The organism is Falsiporphyromonas endometrii (genome assembly GCF_042654485.1).
In the GTDB taxonomy this organism is placed as follows: Bacteria; Bacteroidota; Bacteroidia; order Bacteroidales; family Porphyromonadaceae; genus Porphyromonas; species Porphyromonas endometrii.
The window spans coordinates 1-2,262 of record NZ_JBHSGO010000085.1 but is presented as its reverse complement, the minus strand read 5'-3'; the positions used below and the strand labels follow the sequence as shown (position 1 = coordinate 2,262).

At 35.6% G+C, this 2,262-nt stretch carries 2 protein-coding genes and 1 pseudogene; 1 reads left to right on the top strand and 2 read right to left on the bottom strand.

The features are described 5' to 3' along the window. Positions 1 to 98: pseudogene (locus ACFO3G_RS03420) on the top strand (transposase); the annotation flags it as partial. Between the two features lie 21 nt (positions 99 to 119). Here the strand turns inward: ACFO3G_RS03420 and ACFO3G_RS03415 are convergent. Both ACFO3G_RS03415 and rfbA read right to left on the bottom strand, forming a co-directional pair. Then, the gene (locus ACFO3G_RS03415; RefSeq protein ID WP_380078000.1) at positions 120 to 785 is read right to left on the bottom strand and encodes a hypothetical protein; all 666 of its coding nucleotides are present in this window, start codon (positions 783 to 785) and stop codon (positions 120 to 122) included. 332 nt (positions 786 to 1,117) lie between these two features. Continuing rightward, on the bottom strand, positions 1,118 to 2,050 hold the full coding sequence (gene rfbA, locus ACFO3G_RS03410; RefSeq protein ID WP_380077998.1) for a glucose-1-phosphate thymidylyltransferase RfbA: 933 nt from the start codon (positions 2,048 to 2,050) through the stop codon (positions 1,118 to 1,120). Positions 2,051 to 2,262 lie beyond the last annotated feature (212 nt).

The following is a 2,262-nucleotide window of genomic DNA, read 5'->3' as shown; positions in this document are numbered from 1 at the left end:
TTGAACGATTTATTTGCGTGTTTGGGATTAGCCCAGACCCGCAAGTTATTGACAAACTTTTCAAAGAACTCATTTTATTTACTGCCAGAGCCGCTTAGGCTTGGATATTTTTTAACGAACTATTGAGCTACTTTTTTCAATATACTAATATTATAGGAAAAATAAATATATATCAATATGAAAATAATTGCAGAAGCCGTAGCTCCTCTTGCTCCAAAAATAAGCAATTCTATAATCGAAGAAATAAATAAAAGAAAAGCTCCCTTTTTTTTATAGGGGGGAGACAAACAAACAAATGAAAAAATTACAGAGGGAAGTAGAGCGTACCCAAAACGCATATAATTTATACTACTGCCATAGAATGTAGTAAACGGGAAAAAAAAGAGAAATATAAAATTAATCCATGCTATTTTGTACCCATATTTAATAAATGATTTATAATTAAATGACATAGAACCGATTAAAATTCCTGAAAGACCAATTGTTAGAAAACTAATCAAATGTTCTTTTGCAATATTACCCTCCATATCAAGTGTATCGTATTCAAAAGGCATCTTTAAAACAATAAACACGGCAGGGATGATTAACCAAGTTAGAGTCGGTATATTCATTCTAATATATTGTTTAAAAAAACAATATATTAGAATAATAGCAGTGAATACTGCAATAACTATCTGTACGCTAACAAGTAATGAAAAAGGAATTGCTAAACCATAGATGAACAAAAAGAGATTAACTAACAAAGCTTTTCTTTTCTCTTTTATATTACAAGTATTAGTTGTCATTGGTAGGGATAATGTTAATATTAAATATATGTGGGATTATGCGAAACCATTAACGTGTTTTATTGGCATAACATCTCCATAATGATCGGTGGATATATTTTCTATTAACTATAGTCTTTTATATATTTCTTTTATTCGTAAAATGCTAATTTTTAATGATATGGATTTGTCCAGTATTTTATGAGAGTATTCTGCAATTTGTTCTCTGATTGGAATATTTATTCATGTGTCAATAGCAAACCTTTACAGAATGTCTTATTGTTTTATAATCAAGTTTAGAGTATTCTATTTGGATTATGGATTACCATACTGACTGGAGGGGCATAGCTTCTCTACATATCATAGTTTGTGGTTTTACGATTGGATTCTTTGTTCGGATTCTTATTACTATCCAGTTCTTCAACTACTTTTATCAGATACTGTCCGTATTGATTTTTAACCATTGGTTGAGCGAGCTCTTTCATCTTTTCTTTTGTGATCCATCCTTTTCGATATGCTATTGCTTCGAGGCAGGCGACTTTGAGCCCTTGTCTTTTCTCTATCACTTCGATAAATGTTGATGCTTCGCTTAGTGAGTCGTGCGTTCCCGTATCTAGCCATGCAAATCCTCGTCCCAGTTTTTGTACTTTTAGATTTTCTTCTTCCAGGAAGGTTTGGTTTACGGAGGTTATTTCGAGTTCACCTCTTGCGGAAGGCTTTACTTTTTCTGCTATGGACACGACCTTGTTGGGGTAGAAGTAGAGTCCTACAACGGCATAGTTGGACTTTGGCTCTTTGGGCTTTTCCTCTATGCTGAGGCAGTTGCCCTCTTTGTCGAACTCTGCTACTCCATATCGTTCGGGATCATTTACCCAATAACCGAAGACAGTTGCTTTGCCCTTCTTGGTCTCGTTGACTGCTTCTGTAAGCATCTTTGTGAAACCGCTACCGTAAAATATATTGTCTCCTAATACGAGACATGCTGTATCTGATCCGATAAATTCTTTTCCTATGATAAATGCCTGTGCGAGTCCGTCGGGTGATGGCTGTTCGGCATATTCAAATTTTACTCCATAGTCACTTCCGTCTCCGAGTAGTCTTTTGAATCCCGGTAGGTCGTAGGGTGTGGAGATGATAAGTATCTCTCTGATACCGGCCAGCATTAGGACAGATATGGGGTAATATATCATTGGTTTGTCGAATATCGGCAACATTTGTTTGGATACTCCCTTCGTGATGGGGTAGAGCCTGGTTCCCGATCCTCCTGCTAAAACGATTCCTTTCATAGTTATATGTAATGAAGTTTGATATTTATTTATTGTAATAGACAGTTCCTAATTCTGATGGCATATTACAAATTAGAGGTCTTATTTTGGTAGTATCCCAAAAAGTGTGTAAAGGAGATTTATCTTTGAGTCAAAATTAATCATTTCCTTTCATTGTTTAGTTCATCCGTCAGGCGGGCATGAAAAACACCGGGGGGATTGGCGTCCGCCCG